The sequence below is a fragment of the Nocardiopsis alkaliphila YIM 80379 genome (genome assembly GCF_000341005.1).
Lineage (GTDB): Bacteria > Actinomycetota > Actinomycetes > Streptosporangiales > Streptosporangiaceae > Nocardiopsis > Nocardiopsis alkaliphila.
This window is the reverse complement of the sequence record NZ_ANBD01000009.1, coordinates 1-22863: the sequence shown is the minus strand read 5'-3', so window position 1 is coordinate 22863 and position 22863 is coordinate 1. Positions and strand designations below refer to the sequence as shown.

The following is a 22863-nucleotide window of genomic DNA, read 5'->3' as shown; positions in this document are numbered from 1 at the left end:
TGACCAACACACCACCACAAAACACCAGAAAGGGGCACGGGTTCTCATGGCCATCCCCAAAGCCGAACTCCACATCCACATCGAAGGCACCCTCGAACCCGAACTCGCCTTCCACCTCGCCCAACGCAACAACATCACCCTCCCCTACACCGACGTCGAACACCTACGCTCCGCCTACTCCTTCACCGACCTCCAATCCTTCCTCGACCTCTACTACCGGCTCATGGACGTCCTACGCACCCCGGACGACTTCCACGACCTGACCACCGCCTACCTCCAACGCGCCGCCACCCAAGGCGTCCGCCACGCCGAAATCTTCTTCGACCCCCAAGCCCACACCAACCGCGGCATCCCCCTGGACACCGTCATCCAAGGCATCACCTCCGCCCTGGACGCCCACCACGACATCTCCACCGACCTCATCTTGTGCTTCCTACGCGACCGCCCCGCCCAAGAAGCCATGGACACCCTCCACGCCGCCCGCCCCCACCTGCACCACATCACCGCCGTCGGCCTGGACTCCGCCGAAATCGGCCACCCACCCACCAAATTCACCGAAGTCTTCCAAGCAGCAGCCGACCTGGGCCTGCGCCGCGTCGCCCACGCCGGAGAAGAAGGCCCCGCCGACTACATCTGGCAAGCCCTGAACCACCTGGACGTCGAACGCATCGACCACGGCATCCGCTGCCTGGACGACCCCACCCTGCTCACCCACCTGGCCACCACACAAACCCCCCTGACTGTGTGCCCCCTGTCCAACGTGCGCCTACGCGCCGTCCCCACCCTGGCCGACCACCCCCTACCCGCCCTCATGGACGCCGGCCTCCTGGTCACCGTCAACTCCGACGACCCCTCCTACTTCGGCGGCTACGTCCACGACAACTACCTCGCCCTCCAACACCACCTGGGCCTGACCAACGAAGACCTACGCACCCTGGCCCGCAACTCCTTCACCGCCTCCTTCCTCACCCCCAAACGCCGCGACCACCTCATCGCCCAAGTCGACGCCTACGTCTTCCCCTGACCCACACGAACAAGGAGGGCCCGGCACCCACGCGCCGAGCCCTCCTCTTCATGTTCCTCACCACCGACTCAACCGCTGCCCATGCTCACCCGCATGACCCACCACACGCCCATCCAACGCCAACGTGAAGTCCTCCTCCCGCTCAGGCCGCGCCCCCTCCCACTCAGGAAACACCCCCCACCCCTCATTACTCACCCACCGCACCGGCAACTCCCCCACCAGCGCAGCGAACCGATCCCGCTCACCCCGCCCCAGATACGCCAACACCGCACTGTGGAACACCACCACCGTGGCCCCTTCCGGCGCCCGCCCCACCACCTGCCCCAACACCTCCAGCACATCCCCCGACCACATCAAGGGCGGATCGGCCGCCACCACCGAAGCCGCACCCCGCAACCGCTCCACCCGCGCCGCCTCCTCATCCCCCGGCCAGACCAACGACTCCAACCACCGCACATCACCCTCATCACCGGCATCCAACGGATTCAGATCGATCCCCGCACGCCAAACCACCTCCGGCACCCGATCAGGCACCACGACCCCACCCGAGGTCGCACACTCCAACACCACCGGACTCCCCTTGGGCCCCAACGGCGCACCCCCGTCATAGGAGTACCGGTACCGGTCCGGATACAGACACAACCCCGCCGACGCCCCCACCTCGACCAACGCCAACGGCCCCGCCAACCCCGCCAACACCGGCAACAACGTCGCACACCGACGCACCTCGTTGGTCTGGGTCGATTGCTCCAACACCACCTGGGCCACCCGCTCCCAGTGCTCCACCACGAACGCCCGCCACCCGGCAAAGGACCCCACCGGGCCACCCAGGTATCGCACCGCCCCCAACAACAGGTTCGGTTGACGCTTGTTGCCCTCGGGCAACCCCGAGAACAACCCCACCAACTCCTCATCAGCGGCCACCCCTCGCGCGATCCGCGCATAGGCCGAAGAACCACCCTCCTCGAAGTTGACCGCCATACGCGCCCACACCCGAGCGAGACGCCCAGCACCCTCGAGCACGCCCACACCCCTTCCACACCGACCACGACCAAGTGAGCGGCACATTACCGTCCGCCACCATCGCCCTTGGAGGCCGCCCCCACACCGAACCGCTCCCGATACTCCAAAGGCGCACACCCCAGATGCCGCACGAACGCCTTACGCAGCGCCTCCCCCGTACCGAACCCACACCCCCGCGCGATCGCCACCACAGAGGCCGCCCCCTCCTCCAACCGCCGCCGCGCCCACTCAAGACGCACCCGCTCCACGTACCGCCCCGGACCACACCCCACCTGAGCGGTGAACACCCGCGAGAACTGACGCACCGACAACCCCGCCCGCTCGGCCATCCGCGCCACCGACCAATGCGCCCCCGGATCGGCCTCCACCAGATACTGCACCTGACGTACCTCCTCCCGCTCGGCCACCTGCACCGCCAACTGTGTGGAGAACTGCGACTGCCCACCCGGCCGCACCAAGAACACCACCAGATTGCGCGCCAAATCCAACGCCACCCGACGCCCCAGGTCCTCCTCCACCACCGCCAACGCCACATCGATCCCCGACGTCACCCCCGCCGAGGTCCACACCCGTCCCGACTTCACGAACACCGCGTCCTCCTCCACCCGCACCCCCGAAAACTCCCGCGCCAACCTCGCGCAGTGCCGCCAATGTGTGGTCGCCCTCACCCCCTCCAACAACCCCGCCCGCGCCAGCACGAACGCTCCCGAACACACCGAGACCGCCCGCCCCGCACGTTCGGCCAACGCCCGCACCCACTCCACCAACCCCGGATCCGGCTCATGGGCGCCCTCACCCCCGGGCACCACCAGCGTGCCCACGCCCTCCACCTCCTCCAGCGCCATCGACTGCACCAACCCCACCCCACTGGAACAGGTCACGACCTCCCCGCCAGGGGACGCCGTGCGCACCCGATACCGCGACCCCGGCGCCCGGCAGGCACCCGTGAACACCTCCAACGGGCCCGTCGCGTCCAAACTCTGCATCCCATCGAAGACCACGATGATCACTTCGTGCCGTGCGCTGTGTGCCATGCCCTTCACCCCACACCCGCCCGGCCGTGACGACAAGGTCGCACACCCCAACTATTCGGCCATCGAAGCCCGCCCGCCCTAGACTGGAACGCGTGGCACCTCTCACCAAGGAACTCACCGTCGGCCAGGTCGCCGAACGCTCCGGAGTGGCCGTCTCGGCCCTGCACTTCTACGAACGCCAGGGCCTCATCCGTAGTCGCCGCACGGCCGGCAACCAACGCCGCTACCAGCGCGACACCCTGCGGCGGGTGGCCTTCATCCGCATCTCCCAACGCGTGGGCATCCCTTTGGCCCGCATCCGTCAGGCCCTGGACCAACTGCCCGACAACCGCACCCCCACCCGCCAGGACTGGGCCGCGGTCTCCGCCCAGTGGCGCGACGAACTCGACACCCGCATCGAACAACTCACTCGTTTGCGCGATGACCTGACCGACTGCATCGGCTGCGGTTGCCTGTCCCTGAACTCGTGCAACCTGTCCAACCCCGACGACGAACTCGCCACCGCCGGCCCCGGCCCCCACCGCCTCATGGTCCAAGACCCGCCCCTCTGACCGGGCAGGCCCCGACACCGAACGGTGGGCGCCCCAAGGACCACCCACCGCATCACCCACGCGACCCGCCCGGCGCCCTACCCGGCCGCCGCCTCATCACGTCCCCGGCAGGCCAAAGCGTCGGCACGATCGTTGCCCTCATCCCCGCTATGACCGCGCACCCACCGCCACTCCACCTGGTGACGTGAGTTCAACTCCTCCAACCGCTGCCACAGGTCCACGTTCTTGACCGGCTTCTTGTCCGCGGTCTTCCACCCGCGCTTCTTCCACCCGTGCACCCAGGACGTGATGCCGTTGCGCACATAGGAGGAGTCGGTGTGCACCAACACCGGCACCGGCCGCTTCAGGCTCTCCAACGCCTGGATGGCCGCCATCAACTCCATCCGATTGTTGGTGGTCTGGGCCTCGCCCCCGTACAACTCACGCTCGTGTTCGCCATAGCGCAACCACACACCCCACCCACCCGGGCCGGGGTTGCCACTGCACGCCCCATCGGTGTAAACGACCACACGTCGCGTCGACCCCTGGTCGACCTCGTCCCCGTTGTCCATGCGGGGCAATCTACCGCCCCCCAAGATCACGAAAAGACCACAACCCTCATTTTCAGGGCCGCCTCCAGGGCCAACCAACACCAATGGTCCCCTCAAAACACAAAAAACAGGCCACCTTCAAGACCAATGGCACTCCCTTCCTCCACGCCACAGACCGGTCCCACAGCGTCACCACCACTCACCCAACGTGTCCCCGGCCCCTTCCGACCACAGAAGAACCCGGCCAACGAGAATCGATACCGGCCACACCGGAGACCGGGGAACACCGCCAGGGTTCTACCTTCTGATGCTCCTCACCNGCTCGGTTCCACCGGCCGCCCGCCACCGCACATAGGCCACACCCTCCGCCAACGAGCTGGGCCACCGCGAACACACGCGCGTCCGTAAACGGATGAGAACCGAGCATCACGCTACGTTGGGAGCATGGCTACTTCACCTCGTGCTCTCGCCCTCGTCTGCACCCTCAAGCCCAGCCCGGACGCATCGAGCACTGAGCTGATGGCTCGACAGGTACTCCAGGCTCTGGCCGAACAAGGGGTGGAGGGAGAGTGTGTGCGCATCGCCGACCATCGGATCGACCCCGGGGTAGCGGTGGACATGGGAGACGGCGACGAGTGGCCCCGGTTGCGGCAGAAGCTGCTCGAGGCCGACGTGTTGGTCCTGGCCACCCCTACCTGGGTGGGGCACATGTCGAGTATCGCCCAACGGGTACTGGAACGTCTCAACGCCGAATCGTCCCAGACCGACGACGAGGGCCGACCTTCGATGTACGGCAAGGTCGCCGTGATCGCGGTGGTCGGCAACGAAGACGGCGCGCACAAGATCGTCGCGGACTGCGCACAGGCATTGAGCGATACCGGGTTCACCATTCCCGCCACCGGTTCGACCTACTGGAACTCCGAAGCGATGAATCCGAAGGACTACAAGGATCTCGACACCACGCCCGAGGCGGTGGCGACCACGACCGCGACCATGGCCCGCAACGCCGCGCACCTGGCGCGGTTGCTCGGCGAGCGGCCATACCCGGCCTCCTGAAAGCCGCTCGGGACCGGCCCCGGCGACCGGCGCGCCATCGGGGCCCAGCAGCCTGAAGACGACACCGCTCTTGTGGCCAGGACCGAGCAAGGACCCCTGACCCGAACAACCCACACCACAACGGGCCGCCACCCCACCAGGGGGCGACGGCCCGCACACGTTCCAGAACCCGACCGACCTAACCGGCCAACTCGGCCTCCAACTCCTTGGCCCGCTCCTGGCGCCGCTCCATGACGTTGGAGGCCATCTCGTTCATCTTCTTCAACACACGCTTGCGCTCACGCTTGGACAACCGGTCGATGTACAACCGACCCAGGGTGTGATCGGTCTCATGCTGCAAACACCGCGCGAAGTAACCGCTGCCGGTGAGCACCACCTCGTCGCCGTCCTTGTCCACCCCACGCACCGTGGCGTGCTCGGCCCGACCCAACTCCGCGTGCGGCCCCGGAACCGACAAACACCCCTCGTTCTCCACCACCACCGCGTCCTCCAGGTCACGCTCATCCAACACCGGATTGATCACATGACCCACATGACGCACCCCATCATCATCCGGGCAGTCATAGACGAACAATCGCAGATCCACACCCACCTGATTGCCCGCCAACCCCACACCCTCGGCCGCGTACATGGTCATGAACATGTCATCGACCAACCGCGCCAACTCCGCCCCACCCAACATCTCCTCGGGCACGTCACGATTGACCCGGTGCAGGACCTCCTCACCCGTCACCGTCACACGCAACACACGACCACGCGCGGCTTCAGGGGCGAACTCCGGAAAGTCCGACACCTCCCGCCCCTGAACGATGGTCACGGGCACGGGCACAGACTGCTCCGACATGGTCCTTCTCTCCGGGCGGGCGACAAAGGGCGGCAGAACACCGCCAACAACCGAAAAATAGCACGAATCGGCAGGTCACCCCCGCCACCCCGACCTACCGGAACCAGGCATTGCCCTGAATGAAACACCGCGCCAGGTAGTCCCTCAACGACACCACCACCAAACGCCGCTGATCACTCTCATGATCCCACACCACGATCCCCGGACCATAGTCCGTATGCACATACGCGAACTGCGGACCCATGTCCGAATCACCGAAGAAGATCATCTCATCGAAGGGCGCGTACAACTCCTGATAATCCGGCTCCCGCCGCATCCCCAGATTGTCCTCCACCAACCGACGCGCACCCCACACCACCGCATCCCCATACTCGTTGGTCACCCCATCGGTCTCACGCAACAACGACGCCAACTCGAACGGCAAAGGCAGCATCAAATGCTTCTCCACCTCGGCCAACATCACCTCATCGGCCGGATCACACAGATCGGCCTCCGGATACATCTCCAAGATCAGTTCACGCCACACACCCCGATCATCACAGGTCCCGGCAACACACGGGAAATCGCACCCGGCGAGTTGCCACGAAAATCCCACCACCACCCCACACCCCACCACCCCAAAACACCCCCAACACCCCACAAACCCAACACCACCCACCCCGACCACGCACAATGGAAACCACACCCCACCACCCACCCAGGAAGAGACCCACCATGGCCACCACCCACCAACCCCGAGGCCCCCTCCGCACCACCCTGGCCTACCTCTTCCTCCTCATCTCCAACAACACCGCCGCCCTCCTCCTACTCCCCCTCGTCCTCGCCTCCGCCATCCTCACCCTCTTCTGGGTCGGCCTCCCCTTCGTCATCCTCACCGCCCTCACCCTGCGCCTCATCGCCAACGCCCAACGCACCACCCTGGCCCACCTCCTCCACACCCCCGTCCCCGCCGCCTACCGCCCCCTCCCACCCACCGGCATCATCCCCCGCGTCCGCGTCATCCTCACCGACCCCGCCACCTGGCGCGACCTCCTCTGGCTCACCGCATCCCCCCTACTCACCCTCCTGGCCCTCACCCCCGCCATCCTCCTCACCCACGCCACCTACCAAGCCCTCCACGCCCTCATCCTGTGGCGCCACACCCCCACCCTCTACGGCATCCACACCCCCACCACCCAACTCCACGCCCTCCTCCCCCTCATCCCCGCCCTCCTGCTCACCCTCCTGGCCCTCGCACTCGCCCCCCACACCACCCACGCCTGCACACGCCTGTCCCACCTCATCCTCGCCCCCTCCGAAAAAGCCCGACTCACCGCACGCGTCGCCCACCTCGCCACCAGCCGCGCCGACACCATCGACACCCAAAGCGCCGAAATCCGACGCATCGAACGCGACCTCCACGACGGCGCCCAAGCCCGCCTCGTCGCCCTGGGCATGCACCTGGGCATGACCGAAAACCTCGTCGAAACCAACCCCCAAGCCGCCCGCGACATGCTCACCGAAGCCCGCGAAACCACCCGCCAAGCCCTCACCGAACTCCGCGACCTCGTCCGCGGCATCCACCCACCCGTCCTCGTCGAACGCGGCCTCCAAGGCGCCGTCCAAGCCCTCGCCCTCACCCACCACCTCCCCATCACCGTCACCACCCACCTCCCCGGCCGCCCCGCCGACCCCGTCGAATCCGCCGCCTACTTCGCCATCGCCGAACTCCTCACCAACACCGCCAAACACTCCGACGCCACCCACGCCTGGATCCACATCAACCACGGACGACAACGCCTGATCATCACCGTCACCGACAACGGACACGGCGGCGCCCGACCCACCCCCGAAAGCGGACTCGGTGGCATCGCGCGCCGCCTCGACGCCTTCGATGGCACGATGAACATCACCAGCCCACCCGGCGGCCCCACCATCGTCACCCTGGAGATCCCATGCGCGTTGTCATCGCCGAAGACCTCGCCCTCCTCCGAGACGGCCTCATAAGACTCCTCCAAGCCCACGACTTCACCGTCGTGGCCGCAGTCGACAACGGCCCCGACCTCCACACCGCCCTGACCGAACACAAACCCGACGTCGCCGTCGTCGACGTGCGCCTACCCCCCACCTTCACCGACGAAGGCCTCCAAGCCGCCATCGCCGCCCGCGCCCACATCCCCGGCCTGCCCATCCTCGTGCTCTCCCAACACGTCGAACAGCTCTACGCCCGCGAACTCCTCTCCGACGACACCGGAGGCGTCGGCTACCTCCTCAAGGACCGCGTCTTCGACATCCAACAATTCCTCGAAGCCATCCGCCGCGTCGCCGCCGGCGGCACCGCCATGGACCCCGCCGTCATCTCCCAACTCCTGGCCAGACAAGACCAAAGCGGCCCCCTGGCCCAACTCACCCCCCGCGAACGCGAAGTCCTCTCCGAAATGGCCGAAGGACGCTCCAACTCCGCCATCGCCGGACGCCTCTACATCACCGAAAAAGCCATCAGCAAGCACATCAACAACATCTTCACCAAACTCGACCTCCCACCCTCCTCCGACGACAGCCGCCGCGTCCTGGCCGTCCTGGCCTACCTCAACGGCCGACAATGACCCCACCCACACAAAAGGCCGCGGCCCCCAAGGACCGCGGCCACCCGCACACACCCCACCTCAGTCGCGACGCCCCCGATACAACCCGTCGATCTCCTCAGAAAACGCCCTCAACACCGCGTCCCTCCGCAACTCACCCGACGGATGCACCAACCCCGACTGCACCGTGAACTCCTCGGCCAACACATGGAACGACCGCACCGCCAAATGCCGCGGCACACTCCGATTGGCCTCATACACCAACCCCTGCACCTCCCGCAGCAGATCCCGATCCCCCGCGATCTCCTCCGGCGCCATCGACAACGGCCGCCCGTTCACCAACCGCCAATACTCCAACTGATCACGCACCAACGTCACCAGAGCACTCGCGAACGGACGCCCCTCAACGATCACCAACACCTGACTGATCAACGGATGCGCACGCAACCGAGCCTCGAACTCGGCCACCAACTCCGCATCCCGCGCCCCCTCGTCATCCACCACCCGCATAGGACCCGTCCCCGACCCCACCACACCCACCTCGGGCTCGACCCGATCAGGCTCCACGGACCCGGCCCGGCCATCCTCCCCCTCAGGCGCACTCCGCTCCCGAACACCCACCTCCTTGGCCGGCGCCGCCCGCTCGGACTCCACCACCCTGGGCACGAACCGTCCCGCCACCGCGGACCGACAAGCCTGCGCACGCGACCGACCCCGCACCCGCACGAACCCCTCATCATCCACCTCGCCCACCACCCCCGTGGCCAACCACCCCTCACGAAAAGCCGCCTGCGTCCCCTCCGGATCAGCCCAATACCCCAAGAACACCGCACCACCACGCAGGTACAACTCACCCTCACGAGAAACCCACACCTGCCGCCCGGGCAACACCCGACCCACCGTCCCCGGCACCCGAGCCCCCACCGCGTTGGCGCAGAACACCCCGGCCGTCTCGGCCAAGCCGTACACCTGCATCACCGGCACACCCACACCCGAGAAGTAACTGTCCAACCGCTCGGACAACCCACCACCCCAACACACCGCCAGATGCACCCGGCCACCCAACGCATCCCGCACCTTGGAAAACGACCAGTCGTACATCGACCGCGACAACCTCGCCCAAGCACCCTTAGCACCCTTCTTCTTGGACTGGTCGAACTGCACCGCCGCGTCCATCGCCGCGTTGAACGTCCCCACCGAATCCCAGTCCGTGGAATGCGCCGTGGCCCGCTCCGCCCCATGCACACCCTCGAACAACGCCGGCGTACACACCAACACCGTCGGCTTGAACCGCGGCAACTCCCCGCGCAACCGACCCGGACCCACCACACCCACCCGGACCCGACCCACCACACACGCCACCAACGACGCCAACCCCGGCAACTGCGACAACGGCAGATCCAACACCGCGCTCGCCTTACCCGCCCCCAACTCCGACAACCGCGGCCACATCAGATCCACCACATCGGCCGCCGCCGCCAACAACCCCCCGTGCGAGAGCACCACACCCCGCATCGAACGCGACACCGTACTCAACGGATACAACACCACCGCCGGATCCTCCGGCGCCACCTCATCCCGCCGAAAACGCACCGCGGAAGCGTCCATGTACGCCCCCAGCCTCACCACATCCGGCAAGCCCTCCTCAAAACGCCACACCCGCCCTAGATCCGGTGTCTCACGCTGCAAGCCCACCACGACACGCTGAAGCCGCTCCCCAGCCACCACAGCCGCCGCAGGTCGCGTCTGACGCACCGCATGCGCCACCCGCTCACCCGAAGCCACCTCCGGCAACGGCACCAACACACCCCGCACCGACCACACCGCATAGGCCAACCGCACCCAGTCATACCCCGAAGGCATCACCACCAGCACACGGTCGCCCTCACCCACACCGGCCGCCACCAACCCCTTGGCCAAAGCCGTCACCTCGGTCGCGAACTCCCCAGCGCTCAACCGCTCCCAACCACCACCCCGCAAAACCGAGAACACCTGCGCGTGCGCATCAGAGGTCGCCATGTCATAGACCTGATCACTCAACCCGGACTGCGATCGAGCCAACGAACCGGGGGTCTCGCCCATAACCCACTCATCCTCTGCCACATCGGAAGGTGGGCCGCGTCATTTCGACCCACCTCAATCGGGGAATTGGGCCCTACTGTGCCCATTCCTCCACCAAACGGCAACCTCAGCGTTCCCGACCAAAGCCCTCAAACCACCCAACTCACCCCCTCCGAACCCACACCCCCCAAACGAAAGCACCCAACGACAACACCGCCACCGACGCCATCACCACCGACATACTCACCAACGAAGCCTCACCCGAAGGCGTCAACCCCGCCAACGAAGCGATCGCCCCACCCAGAGCGAACTGCAACGAACCCATCAACGCCGACGCCGTCCCGGCCACCGAAACCGGCTGACCATCCAACGCCGACACCGTCGCATTCGGCATGATGAACCCGATACTGAACGTCATCAACGCCAACAACGACGACACCATCCACAACTGCGCCACCCCCACCAACGCCAACACCAACAACATCAGCACCGACACCAACGCCAACAACAAACCCATCAACAATCGGCGCCGCGTGTCCACACGCCCCACCAACAAACCGTTGCCCTGCGTCCCCGCCATCGACGCCAACGCGTTGACCGCGAACAACCACCCATACGTTTGCGGAGAAGCCCCGAACTCGTTCTGCGACACGAACGAGAACGCCGACACGTACGTGAACAACATGCCAAAGCTCAACCCCAACGACAGCACCGGCGCCACGAACCCGCGATCCCGCACCAAAGCACCCACCGTGACCAGCAACGCCCGCGGCCCCTGAGCACGCCGCTCCTCCATGGGCAACGACTCCGGCAGCCAGAACAACACCAGCACGAAACTCAGCGCCGACATCGCCGCCAACACCCAAAAACTCAGCTGCCAAGGACCCACCAACAACAACTGCGCACCCACCAAAGGCGCCAGCAACGGCGCCAGCATCATCACCAACGCCAAACGCGAAAAGAACCGCACCGCGTCATCGCCCTGAAACATGTCCCGCACCACCGCACGCGCGACCACCGCACCCGCCGCGCCCGCCACACCCTGCAAGAACCGCAACGCGATGAACACCGTCACGTTCGGCACGAACACACACAGCACCGACGTGACGGTGAACAGGGCCACCCCCACCAGCAACGGCCCCCGACGCCCCCAAGCGTCACTCATCGGACCGATCACCAACTGCCCCAAGGCCAACCCCAACATGATCGCCGTCAGGGTCAACCCGACCTGCGCCTCACTGGCTCCCAACTCCCGGGTGATCTGTGGAAAAGCCGGCAGGTACATGTCGGTGGCCAACGGACCGGTCGCCGTCAGCACACCCAGGACCAACACCAACAAAGCGATCGAACGACGCGACCGAACCGGTGATCGGTCCACCACCGGGGCAGAGGGAGAGTTCGAGGACTGCACGGGTACTCCAGTTCAAAGACGAGGATGGGGGGAGTGGCTGGGAGCGCGCCCAAGGGACGCTTACCACTCCATATCAACACCGATGGGACAGAGTTGGTGCCCGCCGCCCACCCTCGAGCCTGTGATGTCCCTTACCTCGCCCCCGCTCAGCGCACCAAGCGGTCCAACAACCTCTCCACCTCGACCTCAGGGTCCTCGGTCAGCCCCCCATGCACCGGCCCGGCCTGCACGATGGTGCTGCGCGGCGCCGTCAACCATCGGAACCGCTGCCCCGGGCGCTCACCGGAAGCAGCCCCGGCCTCGCTTCCACCCCGGCACATCATCTCCACCGCCTCCAAAGCCCGCCGAACCCCCTCCAGGTCCACCCCCGCGTCCAACGCCCGCAGCCGGTCCACGTCCAACTCCCAACGCGTGGCCAAGAAGGCGCGCTCTTGGCTGTAGACGATCACGCCGACGTTGACGCACTCGCCTCGCTCCAGACACGGCACCACCCGCAACAGGGCGTACTCGAACACGGCACGATCACGCTCGATCCCCACCCGTCCGGTGGTCGCCACCCGGTAGCGCTCGCTCATGAACTCACCTCCGGAAGCCAGGAACGGTCGGCCACACGGGCCAGCAGATGACGCACATAGGCCTGACGTACCTGCCCGGCCGAATCGAATCCGGGCTCGTCCCATAGCCACGGGTCGGGGACCATCTTCGTGACCGCACGCAACAGTTCCTCGTCCACCAAGGGAGCCAGGGCCGCGTCGGCCGCGGCCAGATCAGGACGCGCACCCCAGAGCACGTGGTCGGAGGCGTCGTAGGAGCGTGAGACGAACCGCTCGGCGTTGGCCCAGGAATGGTGAAAGATCAACGTGGCCCCGTGGTCGATCAGATAGGGCCGACCATGCCACAGCAACATGTTGGGATTGCGCCAGGAACGATCCACATTGCCGGTCAGGGCATCGAACCACAGCACGCGTCCGGCCAACTCCGGATCGACCTGGAAGGTCAGCGGATCGAAGCCCAACGAACCCGGCAGGAAGTCCATCCCGAGGTTCAGCCCGTCGCTGGCCCGCAGCAACTCCTGCACCTCTTGATCGGGTTCGGCACGGCCGATGACCGCGTCGACCTCCACCAGGGCCAGTTCCGGGATCGGCAACCCCAGGGCCCGTCCCAGTTCACCGGTGAGGACCTCGGCCACCAGGGTCTTGCGTCCCTGTCCGGCTCCGATGAACTTGACCACGTACATCCCCAGGTCATCGGCCTCGACCAGACCAGGGAGCGAACCTCCTTCGCGCAGCGGCAGTACGTACCGCGTCGCGACCACTTTCTTCAGCACGCCGGCCAGCATAGACACGGCCGGCCCCCTCCGTCGCCCGAAGGTCACCGTGCGCTCCGGTAGCGGATTCGCCGACGGATCGAAGAGGTACGCCGTGTCCATGCTGGGGGCACCCCTCGACCAACACGCTCAGTCGTTCGTGCCCCCATCACCTTCACGGGCCCTCGACCTCGCCCGCACCTCCCCTTGAACTCTCTCCTATAGGTCCCTGAACGCGTTCCAGCCACAGGTCAGTTCGAGGAGGACACACCCGAGAATCCCTTTGATCGAATCTTTGGAAAGGTGCGGCGTAGCCGCACGATATTTTTTTCAAAAGTTGTTTTCATAGAAAAACCACGCTGCCTTTACGACGTAGATTTAAAAAGAGCGAGCGGGGATCGAGCCGGCGAAACCACACCCGTCCCCGAAAGATCTTCCAGGCCCCACCAAGGCCACCCGCCCTCGACTCCTGCCGTCCCCCCACCCCGGACACACGGCAGCCCAGGGCCTCACTCCCCTGAAGGGAGGGGCTCACAAGTTGTCCTCCGGGGCCTCTCCCCACTCCTCGTCCCCCTCCGGCCCCGGGCCAGGCCCCGGCACCGTGGGCGTGTCCTCCTGGCCCTCCCCCGGTTCGTTCTCCTCCGACTGTTCTGGCTGCCCACCCATCTCCGGAGGTTGCGGGGGTGGGAACTGCAACAACCACAGGTACAACGCGAAGATCAGCGCCAATAGCAGCACCAACAAGGCACCCAGAGCACCGATCAACCACCAGTTGGCCTCCCCACGCGCCACCTTGCTGTCAGCGCCACCCGGCCGCGCGTTCCAGCGCACCGCCGACGCGCCCCGCTCCCCCGCCCAATGCGGCATCACCACCGGGCCGTCGGCCACCACCGGCCCACCCCGACCGGCGCGCTCCAAGAAAATTCCCGCGTCCGGTCCCCCACCGGCCTCCTCGTAGGGGCAGGCCACCCACAACGCCGAACGACCAGTGGTGCGCGCGGCGACCACTTCCGAGTCGCCCTCCACCTCGTGGGCGAATCGTCTCCGGGTGGCCTCGTCGATCCCCCCGGCGTCGTTGAGCATCGCCACGCTCACCTGGTTTCCGGCGCCGTCCCGCCCCAGATAGACCACACCCAACCGCGACTCGCGCAACCGTCCGAGCAACCGGTACCCGCCCAACTGGCGTGGATCGGTCTCGTGCAACCCCATCGTCGGTACCGACATCGGTCTCCCCCCACACCACGGGCGCTTGGGCCCACCGCCCGTGCCGCACACCCGAAATCGAGCCCCGGAACAGGTAGTGTCGCCAACAGTCGATCAAAACCTACTCCTATCGGTGCCCACGCGGTCGACGTCCGATGACTGGGAAGGCGGGACATGGCACAAACCTCACCCGGGAACGGCTCCTCCAGCCCAGGGAACGCTCCGGGGGAGCCCACCCGTCTGCTGCGCGCGGCGTTGCACGAGGTCTCCACCGTCATCGTCGGCCAAGAACGCATGGTGGAGCGTTCCTTGATCGCCCTGGTGGCCCGCGGGCACTGCCTCATCGAAGGCGTACCCGGCATCGCCAAGACCCTGGCCGTGTCCACCCTGGCCAAGGTCACCGGCGGCGGTTTCGCCCGTTTGCAGTTCACTCCGGACCTGGTGCCCTCCGACATCATCGGCACCCGCATCTACCGCCCCTCCACCGAGAGCTTCGACGTCGAACTGGGTCCCGTCTTCACCAACTTCATCCTGGCCGACGAGATCAATCGGGCCCCCGCCAAGGTCCAATCCGCCCTCTTGGAGGTCATGGCCGAACGCCAGGTCTCCATTGGTGGCACCACCTACCCCCTGCCCGACCCCTTCATCGTCATCGCCACTCAAAATCCCGTGGAGTCCGAGGGCGTCTACCCCCTCCCCGAGGCCCAACGCGACCGCTTCCTGATGAAGGTCGACGTCGGCCACCCCAAGGCCCACGAGGAGATGGAGATCCTGCGGCGCATGAGCGCTCGTCCCCCCACCGCCCACCAGGTCCTGGACCCGGTCACCCTGAGCGAACTCCAGGCCGACGCCGAACGCGTGCACGTCCACCAGCTCATCGCCGACTACATCGTGCGTCTGGTCATGGCCACCCGCGAGCCCGAGAACCACCAGATGCCCGACCTGCGTCAGGCCTTGGAGGTGGGTGCCAGCCCTCGCGCCACCCTGGGCCTGGTGGCCTCCGCCCGTGCTCTGGCCCTGCTGCGCGGACGCGACTACGTCCTGCCCGACGACGTACGCGTGCTCGCCCACGACGTCATCGCCCACCGCCTGGTCCTGACCTTCGACGCCCTGGCCGACGGCATCACCCCCGGCCAGGTCGTCGACCGCATCCTGTCGGCCGTCCCCGCCCCCCGTGTCATCTGGGACGAACCGCCTACGGGCGAATCCGCCTCCTTCGCCTCGCACCGCTAGGGCGGGCCCATGAACGCACCCGCCATCGGAACGGACCCCAGACTCCGGGCCGCCCTGCGCCGGTTGGATTTGCGCATCGTGCACCGCCTAGAAGGGCTCCTGCACGGCGAACACCTCGGATTGCGCCTCGGGCCGGGGTCGGAGGCCGCCGAGGCCCGCCTGTACCAGCCCGGCGAGGACGACGTGCGGCATATGGACTGGGCGGTCACCGCCCGCACCGACACCCCCCACGTGCGAGACCTGGTCGCCGACCGGGAGCTGGAGAGCTGGACCCTGCTGGATCTGTCCCCTGGGATGGACTTCGGCACCGGCGCCTACACCAAACGCGAAGTGGCCGTGGGCGCGCTGGTGGCCGCCAACCTGCTCACCCAAAGGGTGGGGGACCGTTTCGGTGCCCACTTCCTGCACCAGGGTCAGGTGCGCCGTTGGCCGGCCCGCTCCGGCAAGGAGGCGCTGTTGGCCCTGCTGGCCACCATCGCCGTGGCGCCCACCGGCGACCGGACCCATCTCGAAAGGGACCGGGCCGGCTTGGCCGAGGCCATCACCGACCTGGTGCGTACCCGACGCCGACGTGGCCTGCGCGTGGTCATCTCTGATTTCCTGGACACCCCCGCCTTCGGTGGCACCGTCGACTGGGAGCGTCCCCTGCGCCAACTCTCCGCACGCCACCAGGTCCTGGTGGTCGAAGTGGTCGACCCCCGCGAGCTGGACGTGCCCGAGGTGGGCGACGTGGCCCTGCGCGACCCCTCCACCGGGCGCGTGCGTACCGTGCGTCTGAACCGCACGGTACGCGAGCGTTACCGTAGGGCCGCCGCCGACCAACGCGCGACCATCCAGGCCGCACTGCGCCGCTGCGGGGTCCAGCACCTGATGTTGCGCACCGACCGGGACTGGGTACTGGATATCGCACGATTCGTCATCGAACAACGCCGCACCGCGCACCACATGGCCCGGCACACCCCGGGAGCACCCCGATGACGCGGGCCGCGACGAACACGGCGTGGGAAGGGCCCACGCCCGGGACGAGCACGGGGGACGTGAGGCCATCATGACCTTCCTGGAGCCCCAGCGGCTGTGGTGGCTGCTGCTCATCGTGGTACTGGTGGGCGCCTACGTCTTCGCCCAACGTCAACGACGCGACTACACGGTGCGCTTCACCAACCTGGCGCTACTCGATCAGGTCGCCCCGCACCGCCCCGACGTGCGCCGGCACGTTCCCGCGACCCTGTTCTCACTGGCCATGGCGGTGCTGATCACCGCCATGGCCATTCCCGCGATGCCGGTGGAGTCCCCCCGCGAACGGGCGACCATCATCGTGGCGGTGGACGTGTCGTTGTCGATGGCCGCCACCGACATCGAACCCGATCGATTGCACGCCGCCAAGGAGTCCGCGCGCGGGTTCGTGGACACCCTGCCCGACCGCTTCAACGTGGGACTGGTGTCCTTCTCCTCCACCGCCACCGTGGTGAGCCCGCCCACCCAGGACCACGCCTCGGTGCTCGGTTCCATCGACGGTCTGCGGCTGGGGCCCGGCACCGCCATCGGGGAGGGGGTGTTCGCCTCCCTGGAGGCCATTCGAGGCTTCGACGAGGACGCGGACGAGGATCCGCCACCGGCGGCCATCGTCCTGCTTTCGGACGGGGAGAACACCAGCGGACGCGACATCACCCAGGCCTCGGCCGTGGCCGCCGAGGAGGAGGTCCCGGTCTCCACCATCGCCTTCGGCAGCGGGGCCGCGATGATCGAGATCGATGGCTACCAGGTGCCCGCCGACATCGACAAGGAGGCGCTGCGCGACCTGGCCCAGGACACCGACGGCCACTTCTACGAGGCCGAGAGCGAAACCGAACTGGACGAGGTCTACGAAGACATCGGTTCCTCCCTGGGCACCGAGTTCGTACATGAGGAGATCGTCACGCGTTTCGTCCTGGTCGCCCTCGTTCTCTGCCTGGCCACCGCACTGACCTCCCTGCTGTGGTTCCAGCGACTTCCCTGATCAACGAGGCTCACGCCGTCGCCACGGTGATGTTGACCACACGCCTTTAGGTGGTATTTACACCAAATCTCCTAATGGGACCGGTTAGCGTTGGCATGTTTGCCATGCTCACGCACAACGAGGAACGATGCCGAACACACCCGCACCCCCGACCGCGCTCTGTTTCGATCTGGACGACACCCTCATCGATGACGTCGCCGCCTCCTCCGCCGGCCTGCGCACGGTCATGGAACGGCTCGGGCATCCCGACTTCGGCGCCGCCCGCGCCCTGTGGGACACCCAGACCGAGATCTCCTTCGGCGCCTACCTGCGCGGCCACCTGTCCCTGGAGGAACAGCGCCGAGAACGCATTCGCGCCCTGGCCGTCCAGGCCGGACACAACAACGTCGCCGACCAGCACTGCGACGAGCTCTATCGCCTCTACCTGGACACCCACCGCTCCGCCTGGCAGGTCTACCCCGACACCCACTCCACCCTGGCCGCTCTGCGCCAGGCCGGATACCGCCTGGCCGTGCTCACCAACGGCATCGAAGCCCTCCAGCACGCCAAGCTCCAGGCCATGGAACTGACCGGCTACTTCCACACCGTGGTCTGCGCCGACAGTGCCGGAGCCGGCAAGCCCGACCCGCGTATCTTCCACCACACCGCCCAACGTCTGGGCGTGGACCCCACCGACTGCTGGCACGTGGGCGACCAGGTCCAGGCCGACGGGGTAGGCGCCATAGCCGCACGCATGCACCCGGTGATCATCGACCGTTCCGGCCGCGCCCCCTTCGAAGGCATCACCACCATCACCGACCTGGGCAGCCTGCCGCGTATGCTCGGTGTCCCCACCCCTTCGGGCACACTCTGACAATGAGCACCGACGACCGGGTGGCCCGAAGGGTCACCGTGCACCTGATCACCTCAGGCCCTCGGGGACCACACCTGCGCGGCGCACGCGTGCTCTTCGGTCAGGACCCGGCCCGACTCGCCCGTACCCTGGGAAACCTGGCCTCGGACGCGCCCTTGGTGGCCTTGGACGTACTCACCGAGACCGTGAGCCTGTCCCACAGTCGGGCCCTGCACGTGGATCGCATCATCTTCGCCGAGCCCCACCTGTCCTCGGCCTGGCCCAGCGTGCTGCCCGCCGAAGGGCTCACACCCCTTGCGCGCCACCTGGCCGACGCCGAACCCGAGCCCGCCCCCCAGGAACCGCCCAGGCTGCGCCGTTTCGCCTCCTACGGCCTGGTCACCGACCCCGCCGGACGCATCCTGCTCAGCAAGATCGCCGAAGGCTTCCCCGCCGCCGGCACCTGGCACCTGCCCGGCGGCGGCGTGGACACCGGTGAGGACGTACGGGCCGCCCTGCGCCGCGAGGTCTTGGAGGAGACCGGCCAAAGGGGTGTGGTCGGCGCGCTCATCACCGTGGCCAGTCACCGTCGCCTCCCATCGACCGGCGGCACCGACATCTACGCGGTCTGGGTCTTCTCCCACGTACACGTGGGAGCACCCACCCGACCCCACGTGACCGAAGAGAACGGTTCCACCGTCGACTGCGGCTGGTTCACCCCCGAGGAACTTCCCCGGCTGCGTCTATCCACGACGGCGCAGCGGGGCCTGGAGTTCCTCACCTCTCACCCGGATCACTGAGAAGGAGGGGAGCCGTTCGTGGCCGGTCCCGGACGCCCTCCGGGACCGGCTTCAGCCCAAGACCCTGTGGCGCAACCACCACAGACCCGCACCGGCCCCCAGCACCACCACGCCGAGGACCACCACCGCCAAGGGCAGGCTGGTCGCCAACACCACACAGCCCACCAGGCCGCCCACCGGGGCGAGCAGCGGCGGACGATCCTCATCGGGCCCCAGCCTCAGGGCCGAAGCGTTGGCGATGGCGTAGTAGACCAGCACACCGAACGCCGAAAAGGCGATGACCCCGCTCAGATCACCCACCAAGACCAGGGCGATCACCGCCGCGGCGACCACCACCTCGGCCCGATGCGGCACACCGAAACGCCGGTGGGCCCGCCCCAGGTATCGCGGCAGATGCCCGTCCAGGGCCATCGCCGCCACCGTGCGCGAGACCCCCAACAACAACGACATCAACGCGCCCGCGCACGCCAGCACCGCCCCGGCCACCACGAACGGCACCAGCGTCGGGAAGCCGGCCACCCGAACCGCGTCCACCAGGGGCGCCTCCGAGGTGGTCAGCCGCTCCCGGCCCAACACGATCAACAATCCGGTGCCGATCGCCAGGTACAGCACCAACACCCCGCCCAACGCCAGGCCGATAGCACGCGGGATGGTCGTGCGCGGCTCACGCACCCGCCCGCCCAACGTCGCGATCCTGGCGTAACCGGCGAAGGCGAAGAAGATCATTCCGGCCGCACCCAACACCCCGAAGGATCCAGGCCAGGGCCCCATACCGTCGACCTCGACCACTGCGGCCAGGCGCCCACTGAGCACCATCGCCACGAACACCGCGGCCAGCACCGCCAGCACCATCACCAGCAGGACCTTGATCACCAGTGTGGAACGTTTGAGTCCCCGATAGTTCACGGCGGCCAACGCCACCACCGTGGCCACCGCCACGGGCCGTTCCCAGCCTGGCAGCACATAGGTGGCCAGCGTCAGCGCCATGGCCGCACACGAGGCGACCTTGCCCACCACGAACGCCCAACCGGCCAGGTAGCCCCAGAGTTCACCGAGTCTTTCACGCCCGTACACATAGGTCCCCCCGTCCTCGGGGTGGCGGGCGGCCAAACGGGCCGACGAGATCGCATTACAGTAGGCGACCGCGCCGGCGATGACGATGGCGACCGGAAGCCAGGCACCGGCGCCCAACGCCGCCGGTGCGAAAACCGAGAACACCCCGGCTCCCAGCATCGCCGCGGCACCGATGGCGGCCGCGTCGACGGTGCCGAGCACCCTGGTCGGTTCGGCCTGCGGTCCCGAAGAGGTGGCCAACAAGATCTCCTTGGTCGATGATCCGACTTTTCGAGTGTGCCTGATCCGACCGTCCCACGGGCCCGGTCCCCGCCTCCACGGTGACCACTTGTGGCCTCGGCTTTCCCCTCGATCCCACCATCCCGGACACACGAACAGGCCCCCGGCTCACACCGAGGGCCTGTTCACATCCCTATCGACCGGCCCGCAGGCACCGCTTCGTCTCGGTCACCTCACGTGGGCCGCCACGGCGAACCGGTGTTGTCGTTGATGTCATCGGCCGCCACCTGACGCAACTGCCGGGACAGGTCCGACAGGGCACGCGAGACCGCCAACTCCTCCCCGATCTCGGGCGATTCCAGGTCCGCCGGGTGCTTACGCGCCATGCCATGACCTCGCAGGGCGGTACCGTCCTCGGCCACCAGACCCACCTCGGCCCAGGTCCGGCTGGAGTCTCCCTCGCTCTCCTCGGCCACGACCACGTCGACGTTCCATCGTTTCATCGTCTGCATGCCATCGACTCCCCTCGCATGCGCCGTGTGTTCGATGTGCGCGTCGGGTCCCGGGTAGACCAACGCCCGGCGGCCCCCTTCCGGACCGAGCCAACAGACCCGGTAGGGCGGTTCGCCCCGCGGCCCCTGGACCTCGGTGACCACCCCCGTACGGCGGTGGGTGTCGGCGTTCGCGCTCTCGACGACCAATCGGTCCCCTATCCGTGCTCGCATACGCTCCCCCACAAACCTCGCCTCTTCCCATCATCACGTGCGAATCGCCCGTATCCCATGGTGGTTGGTCCTTTCGTTTCCCCCCATGGGAAAGGTTTTTGCCGACCCGATCAGCCCTGGCCTGCTGGTAGCGTCACGGCGTGGCCCAGCACTACTTCGACTCCGCCCCAGGCTCCGCCAGCCGGCCCTCCACGGCCGACCTGGTCCTGCCCGACCTCCACCTGCGCCTGCACACCGACCGCGGGGTCTTCTCTCCCGACAAGGTCGACCTCGGCACCCGCGTCCTGTTGGAGAGCGTCCCCGCCCCACCCGAGCACGGTCGCCTTCTCGACGTGGGCTGTGGGTACGGCCCCATCGCCCTGACCATGGCCCACCGCTCTCCCACCTCCCACGTACTGGGTGTGGACGTCAACGCACGCGCCGTGGCCCTGGCCCGCCGCAACGCCGCCGAGCACGGTCTGGACCGGGCCCGCTTCGCCGTGGTCACCCCCGAAGGGGGCCTGGCCTTGGAGCAGGTACAGGGCACCACCACTCGGCCCACCGCCACCGACCTGTCGGGCCCCTTCGACGTGATCTGGTCCAACCCGCCCATCCGGGTGGGCAAGAGCGTCTTGCACACCTTGCTGCTCACCTGGCTGGGGCGGCTCTCCCCACAGGGGGTCGCCCACCTGGTCGTTCAACGTCATCTGGGTTCGGACTCCCTACAGAAATGGCTCCAGAACCAGGGGCATCCCAGCGAGCGCCTCACCTCCCGTGCCGGTTTTCGTGTGCTGACCGTGCACCCCGCATCGGCGTCTTGAACCCCGAGCACCCTCTTTGCGCCACTTGTCCCGGGTCCCACGTGCGCCTCGGCGCTCGGACCGGTACTCTTGATCGACCAGAGCCGGACCGCCCGGCCCACACCCGCGAGGAACACACCGCAGTTGAGCACGCAGTTGCGTCCAACCGACGTCAAACGCCTGAACCGCCAGTGGCGCAGGCTCACCCAGACACGACTGTCCCTGATGGTCGAATCGGTCACCCAGCCCTACAACCTGGGCTCCATCTTGCGTACCTGCGCCACCTTCGGTGTCGACCGGCTCTGGATCACCGGTAACAGCGCGGACCCGGACGACCCCAAGGTCGGCAAGACCGCCCTGGGTACCGCGGCCAAGGTCCCCCACGAACGCTTCGCCACCACCGCCCAGGCCTTGGAGGCGATCCGCGCCGACGGATACAAGGTCGTGGCCGTGGAACTGGCCAAGGGCGCCGTTCCCCTGCACGCCGCCCCCCTGGAACACGACGTGTGTCTGGCCGTGGGCGCCGAGGACCACGGATGCTCACCGGCGCTGTTGAACGGTGCCGACGCGATCACCTACATTCCGCAGATCGGCCGGG

24 protein-coding genes are annotated in these 22863 nt (G+C 67.3%); 12 read left to right on the top strand and 12 right to left on the bottom strand.

What is annotated here, in order from left to right; translation table 11 throughout:
- Positions 1-46: 46 nt before the first annotated feature.
- On the top strand, positions 47-1024 hold the full coding sequence (locus tag D472_RS0101165) for an adenosine deaminase (RefSeq protein WP_017602668.1): 978 nt from the start codon (positions 47-49) through the stop codon (positions 1022-1024).
- Between the two features lie 57 nt (positions 1025-1081).
- Here the strand turns inward: D472_RS0101165 and D472_RS0101160 are convergent, their stop codons facing one another.
- Together D472_RS0101160 and D472_RS0101155 are read right to left on the bottom strand one after the other, a co-directional pair.
- Positions 1082-2047, bottom strand: a complete 966-nt coding sequence (locus D472_RS0101160; RefSeq protein ID WP_017602667.1) for a DUF2332 domain-containing protein — start codon at positions 2045-2047, stop codon at positions 1082-1084.
- A gap of 44 nt (positions 2048-2091) precedes the next feature.
- Positions 2092-3081 (bottom strand): GlxA family transcriptional regulator, encoded by a 990-nt coding sequence (locus tag D472_RS0101155; protein ID WP_026117267.1) that lies wholly within the window; start codon positions 3079-3081, stop codon positions 2092-2094.
- A gap of 92 nt (positions 3082-3173) precedes the next feature.
- Here D472_RS0101155 and soxR point away from each other — a divergent pair, with 92 nt between their 5' ends.
- Positions 3174-3632, top strand: coding sequence for a redox-sensitive transcriptional activator SoxR (gene soxR / locus D472_RS0101150; protein WP_017602664.1), 459 nt, complete (start codon positions 3174-3176; stop codon positions 3630-3632).
- A gap of 77 nt (positions 3633-3709) precedes the next feature.
- Here the strand turns inward: soxR and rnhA are convergent, their stop codons facing one another.
- Complete coding sequence (gene rnhA, locus D472_RS0101145; protein WP_017602663.1) at positions 3710-4183, bottom strand: ribonuclease HI; 474 nt, start codon at positions 4181-4183, stop codon at positions 3710-3712.
- A gap of 423 nt (positions 4184-4606) precedes the next feature.
- On the opposite strand from rnhA, the gene D472_RS0101140 reads away from it, so the two are divergent.
- Positions 4607-5218 carry a flavodoxin family protein gene (locus D472_RS0101140; protein WP_026117266.1) on the top strand — a complete coding sequence of 204 codons (612 nt, stop codon included), beginning with the start codon at positions 4607-4609 and terminating at the stop codon, positions 5216-5218.
- Positions 5219-5396: 178 nt separating this feature from the next.
- On the opposite strand, the gene def is transcribed toward D472_RS0101140, so the two are convergent.
- The gene (def, locus tag D472_RS0101135; RefSeq protein WP_026117265.1) at positions 5397-6062 is read right to left on the bottom strand and encodes a peptide deformylase; all 666 of its coding nucleotides are present in this window, start codon (positions 6060-6062) and stop codon (positions 5397-5399) included.
- 94 nt (positions 6063-6156) lie between these two features.
- Positions 6157-6588, bottom strand: coding sequence for an SMI1/KNR4 family protein (locus D472_RS0101130; protein ID WP_017602660.1), 432 nt, complete (start codon positions 6586-6588; stop codon positions 6157-6159).
- Between the two features lie 188 nt (positions 6589-6776).
- Here D472_RS0101130 and D472_RS0101125 point away from each other — a divergent pair, with 188 nt between their 5' ends.
- Together D472_RS0101125 and D472_RS0101120 are read left to right on the top strand one after the other, a co-directional pair.
- Positions 6777-8048, top strand: a complete 1272-nt coding sequence (locus D472_RS0101125) for a sensor histidine kinase (protein ID WP_017602659.1) — start codon at positions 6777-6779, stop codon at positions 8046-8048.
- Positions 7997-8647, top strand: a complete 651-nt coding sequence (locus D472_RS0101120) for a response regulator (RefSeq protein WP_017602658.1) — start codon at positions 7997-7999, stop codon at positions 8645-8647. Before D472_RS0101125 ends, D472_RS0101120 begins: the two co-directional genes overlap by 52 nt.
- Positions 8648-8707: 60 nt before the next feature.
- Here D472_RS0101120 and D472_RS0101115 read toward each other — a convergent pair whose 3' ends face one another.
- The 5 genes from D472_RS0101115 to D472_RS0101095 form a co-directional block, all read right to left on the bottom strand.
- A complete protein-coding gene (locus D472_RS0101115; RefSeq protein WP_026117264.1) occupies positions 8708-10708 on the bottom strand; it encodes an AMP-binding protein in 2001 nt (666 codons plus the stop codon).
- Between the two features lie 142 nt (positions 10709-10850).
- Positions 10851-12098, bottom strand: a complete 1248-nt coding sequence (locus tag D472_RS0101110; RefSeq protein ID WP_026117263.1) for a multidrug effflux MFS transporter — start codon at positions 12096-12098, stop codon at positions 10851-10853.
- Positions 12099-12244: 146 nt separating this feature from the next.
- A complete protein-coding gene (locus D472_RS0101105; protein ID WP_017602655.1) occupies positions 12245-12673 on the bottom strand; it encodes a DUF3037 domain-containing protein in 429 nt (142 codons plus the stop codon).
- The gene (locus D472_RS0101100; RefSeq protein WP_017602654.1) at positions 12670-13437 is read right to left on the bottom strand and encodes a HipA family kinase; all 768 of its coding nucleotides are present in this window, start codon (positions 13435-13437) and stop codon (positions 12670-12672) included. The genes D472_RS0101105 and D472_RS0101100 overlap by 4 nt, the downstream gene beginning before the upstream one ends.
- Positions 13438-13935: 498 nt before the next feature.
- A complete protein-coding gene (locus tag D472_RS0101095; protein WP_026117262.1) occupies positions 13936-14628 on the bottom strand; it encodes a hypothetical protein in 693 nt (230 codons plus the stop codon).
- A 153-nt stretch (positions 14629-14781) separates the two neighbouring features.
- Between D472_RS0101095 and D472_RS0101090 the strand changes: the two genes are divergently transcribed.
- The 5 genes from D472_RS0101090 (at position 14782) to D472_RS0101070 (ending at position 19468) form a co-directional block, all read left to right on the top strand.
- Positions 14782-15840 (top strand): AAA family ATPase, encoded by a 1059-nt coding sequence (locus D472_RS0101090; RefSeq protein WP_017602653.1) that lies wholly within the window; start codon positions 14782-14784, stop codon positions 15838-15840.
- A 9-nt stretch (positions 15841-15849) separates the two neighbouring features.
- Positions 15850-16818 carry a DUF58 domain-containing protein gene (locus tag D472_RS0101085; RefSeq protein ID WP_017602652.1) on the top strand — a complete coding sequence of 323 codons (969 nt, stop codon included), beginning with the start codon at positions 15850-15852 and terminating at the stop codon, positions 16816-16818.
- Positions 16819-16888: 70 nt separating this feature from the next.
- The gene (locus D472_RS0101080) at positions 16889-17836 is read left to right on the top strand and encodes a VWA domain-containing protein (RefSeq protein ID WP_026117261.1); all 948 of its coding nucleotides are present in this window, start codon (positions 16889-16891) and stop codon (positions 17834-17836) included.
- 127 nt (positions 17837-17963) lie between these two features.
- The gene (locus D472_RS0101075) at positions 17964-18689 is read left to right on the top strand and encodes an HAD family hydrolase (protein ID WP_017602650.1); all 726 of its coding nucleotides are present in this window, start codon (positions 17964-17966) and stop codon (positions 18687-18689) included.
- Positions 18690-18691: 2 nt separating this feature from the next.
- Positions 18692-19468, top strand: a complete 777-nt coding sequence (locus tag D472_RS0101070; RefSeq protein WP_017602649.1) for an NUDIX hydrolase — start codon at positions 18692-18694, stop codon at positions 19466-19468.
- Between the two features lie 51 nt (positions 19469-19519).
- Here D472_RS0101070 and D472_RS0101065 read toward each other — a convergent pair whose 3' ends face one another.
- Positions 19520-20782, bottom strand: a complete 1263-nt coding sequence (locus tag D472_RS0101065; protein WP_026117260.1) for an APC family permease — start codon at positions 20780-20782, stop codon at positions 19520-19522.
- A 212-nt stretch (positions 20783-20994) separates the two neighbouring features.
- Positions 20995-21486: a dsRBD fold-containing protein gene (locus D472_RS27280; protein ID WP_083903342.1), complete on the bottom strand. Its 492-nt coding sequence runs from the start codon at positions 21484-21486 to the stop codon at positions 20995-20997.
- 140 nt (positions 21487-21626) lie between these two features.
- Here D472_RS27280 and D472_RS0101055 point away from each other — a divergent pair, with 140 nt between their 5' ends.
- Both D472_RS0101055 and D472_RS0101050 read left to right on the top strand, forming a co-directional pair.
- Complete coding sequence (locus tag D472_RS0101055; protein WP_017602646.1) at positions 21627-22286, top strand: class I SAM-dependent methyltransferase; 660 nt, start codon at positions 21627-21629, stop codon at positions 22284-22286.
- 123 nt (positions 22287-22409) lie between these two features.
- Positions 22410-22863, top strand: a 454-nt coding sequence (locus D472_RS0101050; RefSeq protein ID WP_017602645.1) for a TrmH family RNA methyltransferase, incomplete at its 3' end; no start/stop codon positions are given.

Excerpts from the sequence above, each read along its gene's own strand:
- def (WP_026117265.1), bottom strand. The coding sequence starts at position 6,062 with ATGTCGGAGCAGTCTGTGCCCGTGCCCGTGACCATCGTTCAGGGGCGG.
- D472_RS0101075 (WP_017602650.1), top strand. The coding sequence starts at position 17,964 with ATGCCGAACACACCCGCACCCCCGACCGCGCTCTGTTTCGATCTGGAC.
- D472_RS0101080 (WP_026117261.1), top strand. The coding sequence starts at position 16,889 with ATGACCTTCCTGGAGCCCCAGCGGCTGTGGTGGCTGCTGCTCATCGTG.
- D472_RS0101070 (WP_017602649.1), top strand. The coding sequence starts at position 18,692 with ATGAGCACCGACGACCGGGTGGCCCGAAGGGTCACCGTGCACCTGATC.
- D472_RS0101140 (WP_026117266.1), top strand. The coding sequence starts at position 4,607 with ATGGCTACTTCACCTCGTGCTCTCGCCCTCGTCTGCACCCTCAAGCCC.
- D472_RS0101085 (WP_017602652.1), top strand. The coding sequence starts at position 15,850 with ATGAACGCACCCGCCATCGGAACGGACCCCAGACTCCGGGCCGCCCTG.
- D472_RS0101125 (WP_017602659.1), top strand. The coding sequence starts at position 6,777 with ATGGCCACCACCCACCAACCCCGAGGCCCCCTCCGCACCACCCTGGCC.
- D472_RS0101090 (WP_017602653.1), top strand. The coding sequence starts at position 14,782 with ATGGCACAAACCTCACCCGGGAACGGCTCCTCCAGCCCAGGGAACGCT.
- rnhA (WP_017602663.1), bottom strand. The coding sequence starts at position 4,183 with ATGGACAACGGGGACGAGGTCGACCAGGGGTCGACGCGACGTGTGGTC.
- D472_RS0101095 (WP_026117262.1), bottom strand. The coding sequence starts at position 14,628 with ATGTCGGTACCGACGATGGGGTTGCACGAGACCGATCCACGCCAGTTG.
- D472_RS0101105 (WP_017602655.1), bottom strand. The coding sequence starts at position 12,673 with ATGAGCGAGCGCTACCGGGTGGCGACCACCGGACGGGTGGGGATCGAG.
- D472_RS0101115 (WP_026117264.1), bottom strand. The coding sequence starts at position 10,708 with ATGGGCGAGACCCCCGGTTCGTTGGCTCGATCGCAGTCCGGGTTGAGT.
- D472_RS0101165 (WP_017602668.1), top strand. The coding sequence starts at position 47 with ATGGCCATCCCCAAAGCCGAACTCCACATCCACATCGAAGGCACCCTC.
- D472_RS0101120 (WP_017602658.1), top strand. The coding sequence starts at position 7,997 with ATGCGCGTTGTCATCGCCGAAGACCTCGCCCTCCTCCGAGACGGCCTC.
- D472_RS0101155 (WP_026117267.1), bottom strand. The coding sequence starts at position 3,081 with ATGGCACACAGCGCACGGCACGAAGTGATCATCGTGGTCTTCGATGGG.
- D472_RS27280 (WP_083903342.1), bottom strand. The coding sequence starts at position 21,486 with ATGCGAGCACGGATAGGGGACCGATTGGTCGTCGAGAGCGCGAACGCC.
- D472_RS0101100 (WP_017602654.1), bottom strand. The coding sequence starts at position 13,437 with ATGCTGGCCGGCGTGCTGAAGAAAGTGGTCGCGACGCGGTACGTACTG.